This window comes from Methylocaldum sp., assembly GCF_039794385.1.
In the GTDB taxonomy this organism is placed as follows: domain Bacteria; phylum Pseudomonadota; class Gammaproteobacteria; order Methylococcales; family Methylococcaceae; genus Methylocaldum.
In genome coordinates this window covers 1-4,309 of the sequence record NZ_JBDIVO010000372.1, presented here as the reverse complement: position 1 = coordinate 4,309, position 4,309 = coordinate 1, and the positions used below count along the sequence as shown (strand labels likewise).

Genomic DNA, 4,309 nt, shown 5'->3' with positions numbered 1-4,309 from the left:
TTCGAACCGGAAATCGTCATCGTTCAAAGCCTTGGCATGGGACGCTGGCTGTCCCTGCGCCTTGCGGACAATCTCGGCATCTGCGCCAACGTCCGTTTTCTGCTGCCGGCCTCGTTCATCTGGGACCTGCTTCGGCAATTCCTCGGCGAACTCCCGAGGCGTTCGGCATTCTCTTCCGAGGTACTCACCTTCCGCATCTTCGACTGGCTGGGGAGAACCGCAAATCTGGAGCGAACTCCGCGCCTGTCCGGGTATCTCCAAAACGGAGACGAACTCCGCCGGTTCCAACTCGCTAAGCGGATCGCCGATCTGTTCGATCAATATCTGATGTACCGGGCCGACTGGATAGCCGCCTGGGAACGCGGCGAAACGCTCGCCTTGGACGGCGACGAGGACTGGCAAGCCCTATTGTGGCGCGACCTGAGCATGGGGGAAGCTGCGCCCCATCGCGCCCGTTTCATGAACGAACTGCTGACGGCGCTCGAATCCGACTCGGCGGCCGATCGGCTTCCGCGGCGCATCGCCATCTTCGGCGTTTCCTCGCTGCCGCCGGCCTTTCTGGACGTGCTGAATGCGCTCGCCAGGCATACCGAGATCAATCTATACGCGCTCAATCCCTGCCGCGAATACTGGGGCGAAATCCGGGATGAACGGGAAATCGGCCGCGTGGCCGGAGAACGCTCGCCGGAAGATCTGTACCTGGAAGTGGGGCATCCCTTGCTGGCATCGCTAGGGAAACAAGGCCGCGAATTTTTCGATTCCGTGGCCGAGCATTCCGAGCTGCACAGCTTGTTTCGGGCGGAACCGCCGCGCGATTCGCTGCTGCACATACTCCAGGCCGACATCCTGGAACTGATCGACCGCCGCAGCGCCGGGCGCTTGGCCGTACGGCCGGACGACCGCTCGCTGCAAGTCCATGCCTGCCACAGTCCGATGCGCGAAGTCGAAGTCCTGCGCGATCAGCTTTTGGCGCTGTTCTACGCCTATCCTGAATTGAAACCGAGCGACGTGGCCGTGCTGACGCCGGACATCGAGCAATACACGCCTTACATCGAAGCGGTATTCGCCGAAAGCCACGATGCGCCGCAAATCCCCTTCAGCATCGCCGACCGCGGTTTGACCCACGAACAGCCGCTCCTGGAGACTTTTCTCGCGCTGCTCGATTTGCCGGAGAGCCGATTCGCGGCGGACACGACGCTCGGCTTTTTGGAGCAACCCGCCATACAGCGCCGTTTCCGGCTATGCGAAGACGATCTTCCCATGATCCATCACTGGGCGCGGTCGGTCGGCACCCGCTGGGGACGGGACGGGACCCACAAGACCGAATACCGGTTGCCGGACATTCCCCGCCACACCTGGCGCGACGGCCTGAAGCGCCTGATGCTGGGCTATGCCCTGCCGCAGGAACTGGCGGGCGACGGCTTTCCGCTGTTCGCCGAAACCCTGCCTTACGACGACATCGAAGGCAGCCGGGTCTTGATCCTGGAGCGGTTCGCGGAATTTCTGGAAACCCTGTTCGAATGGGCGGACCGGCTCAAGGCGAAGCAGCCGGTGACGGAGTGGATCGAACGATTGAACGCGTTCATCGATCGGCTGTTCGATCCGCGGGACGAGGACGAAACGCTGCTGCTCCAGCTGCGCGGCACCCTCGATCTGCTGCGGGAACTCTCGGAACAAGCCGGCTTCCGCGAGCCGGTCGGGATACGGGTGATCAAGCGCTGGCTCGCCGATCGCCTGTGTCAGCCATCGAGCACCGGCGGCTTTTTGACCGGCGCGGTCACCTTCTGCGCGATGGTGCCGATGCGCAGCCTGCCGTTCAAGGTCATCGCCGTGCTCGGCCTGAACCACGACAGCTTTCCGCGTCAGCGCCATCCCCCCGATTTCGACCTGATGGCAAAGCATCCCCGCCGCGGCGACCGCTCCCGCCGGCTGGACGACCGCTATCTCTTTCTGGAAACGCTGCTGTCGGCGCGCGAGGTGCTTTATCTGAGCTATGTGGGCCGCAGCGTTCGCGATAATACCGAGTTGCCGCCCTCCCCGCTGGTGTCCGAGCTCATCGACGTCGCGAAACAAAGCTGCGAGCTGGCCGAAGGCGACATCGAGTCCCATCTCGTTACCCAGCACCCGCTGCAACCGTTCGATCCCGGCTATTTCAAGGACGATCCCCGGTTGCCGGGCTTTTCGTCGACCTGGCTTGCCGCGGCCCGACTGATCGGCCGGGGCGACAAGGAACCCGCGCCCTTATTTTCCGGCCCGCTGTCTGAGCCCGAAGAGGAATGGCGCATCGTCGATCCGGAAAGCCTTGCTTATTTCTTCAGCAACCCCGCCCGTTATCTTCTGCGGCGGCGGCTGAACCTGGTTCTGGAAGACACTGCGGCAGAATTCGAAGTGCGCGAACCTTTTGCGCTCGATTACCGAACGAGAAACCAGGTCCGCCAGAACCTGCTGAATGCCTTGGCGCAGGACCGAAAACCGCAGAGCGCGCTGCTGCTCGCCGACGCCCAGGGCCTTTTGCCCCACGGCCGCTTCGGCGAAGCGCTGCACGGCCAGGAGCAACGGCTGGTCGAAAGTTTCGCCGTCAAACTGCTCCCGGACCTCGTCAAACCGCGCTTCGAACCTCTGCCGGTGGATTTTGAAGCGAACGGCCTGCGCCTCATCGGCTCCCTCGCCGAAGTCGGCGCTAGCGGCCTGACCGACTACAGCTTCGAAGAGCCGAGCCCCCGCCAGCTCTTCGACCTCTGGCTCCGGCACCTGATGCTTTGCCTGATCGCCCCCGAAGGCGCGACACTCCAATCCCTGCTGCATACCCCTAAGCAAACCCTCACATTCCAGGCCGTAGCCGAGCCCGAAAACGAGCTTGCGAAACTCCTGAACGCCTACTGGCAGGGACTATCCGCCCCGCTGCCCTTCTTCCCCAAATCGAGTTATGCCTACGCCCGCTGCATACACGATCCGCCGGCCAGACTCGGCGGTGATCCGGAGGCTATCCGGCTCAACGCGCTAAGGCAGGCCTGGAGTATCTGGGAAGGCTCCGAATTCCAGTCCGGCGAAAGCACGAATCCTTATTACCAGACGGTCTACCGGGGTAGTGGTCCGTTGAATCAAAACTTCGAGGTATTGGCCGTCGAGCTTATAGGCCCAATGTTGGCTTCGATGGTGAAAGAGGTATGTCCGTGATTGTCGATAAGACACCGCAATTCGGTGAATTCATGCTCATCAATTTGAGATCAATCTGATTAATAACATTAAGATATCAAAATTGACGCAAAGAAAGACGTTAACTACGTTCATGTTTCAGATTTGACCTTGCTTTTGAGGTCGACTTACGTTCGAGACCAAATAATGCCCTTAGCCACTCCCTTCTATGAAGACTGGTCTTTCTGGTCCATGCTGATTGCTGCGGCTGCACTTACTCTGTCACAGCTACCGCCCCTGCACATCATGTTCCGTCGCGCCAGGCTGGGTTGTGAAGCCTATAGCCTTCTTCATATTACACATAAAGTCGGCAATCCCAATGCACAGTGGCACTTGATTATTGAGAACAAGGGCGGTCGTGTGGTTCGTGTGAAGGGGTTGACCCTCGAGTTTCGACGGAAAGGCGCAGTGCCCTTCACGCTTCCTGCTCAAAACTACCTGATGACCCCCGATGCGAAAGAAACAGTAATGTTCACGCCGTTCCGACTCTTACCTAGAGAAGAACGGGCGCACATCATCAATTTTTTCCAGCTTTTCGCGCGAGACGAAGATAAAGAATATCGGTTTCTAGAATCGGCCGTTCGTTCAGATATCCTTCAACAAAAGCAAGAGCCCGAAAATCGTGAGAAATTATGCGAGGCGAGCCCCACTGTCGTTGCTGGGCTGCTTAATTTCTTTCGCAGGAAATATCAGTGGGTGCCAGGTGAATATTCTTTGACTCTTTCTATCCATACGGAGCCCGCTGCCGCTGGACTTAAGAAGCAATACCGTTTCACGCTGTTCGAGTCAGAGGCCCGCGAACTAGAGGAGTACTCACAAGGATACAAATACGGGGCGGGCGTTTATTGGATTTCAGATGCTCAGCCAGGGTTGCTTGTCCCAATATATGAGGACTAGCCCGCGTATGGCATATATGCGAGTAGGGGGCAATTCTTTACTTTATTGGCTAAAAGCAAAATGAGAGTGCGGTAGGATGCGGTGAGTATCCGAACCGCCCTTCGACTAGGCTCAGGACAGGCATCGACCGCGAACGATGCGCCTCCTATCGTCGGCACATCCTACGAACTGCCGCTGAACAATCAGTCACCGCACAAATGATCTAATCTTGTTTTCA

General features: G+C 58.8%; 2 protein-coding genes. Both read left to right on the top strand.

What is annotated here, in order from left to right; genetic code table 11:
• Positions 1–3,177: exodeoxyribonuclease V subunit gamma (recC, locus tag ABJK70_RS20930; protein ID WP_347258998.1), on the top strand; the 3,177-nt coding region annotated here is incomplete at its 5' end.
• Between the two features lie 165 nt (positions 3,178–3,342).
• Positions 3,343–4,092: a hypothetical protein gene (locus ABJK70_RS20925; protein ID WP_086135754.1), complete on the top strand. Its 750-nt coding sequence runs from the start codon at positions 3,343–3,345 to the stop codon at positions 4,090–4,092.
• Positions 4,093–4,309: the final 217 nt, after the last annotated feature.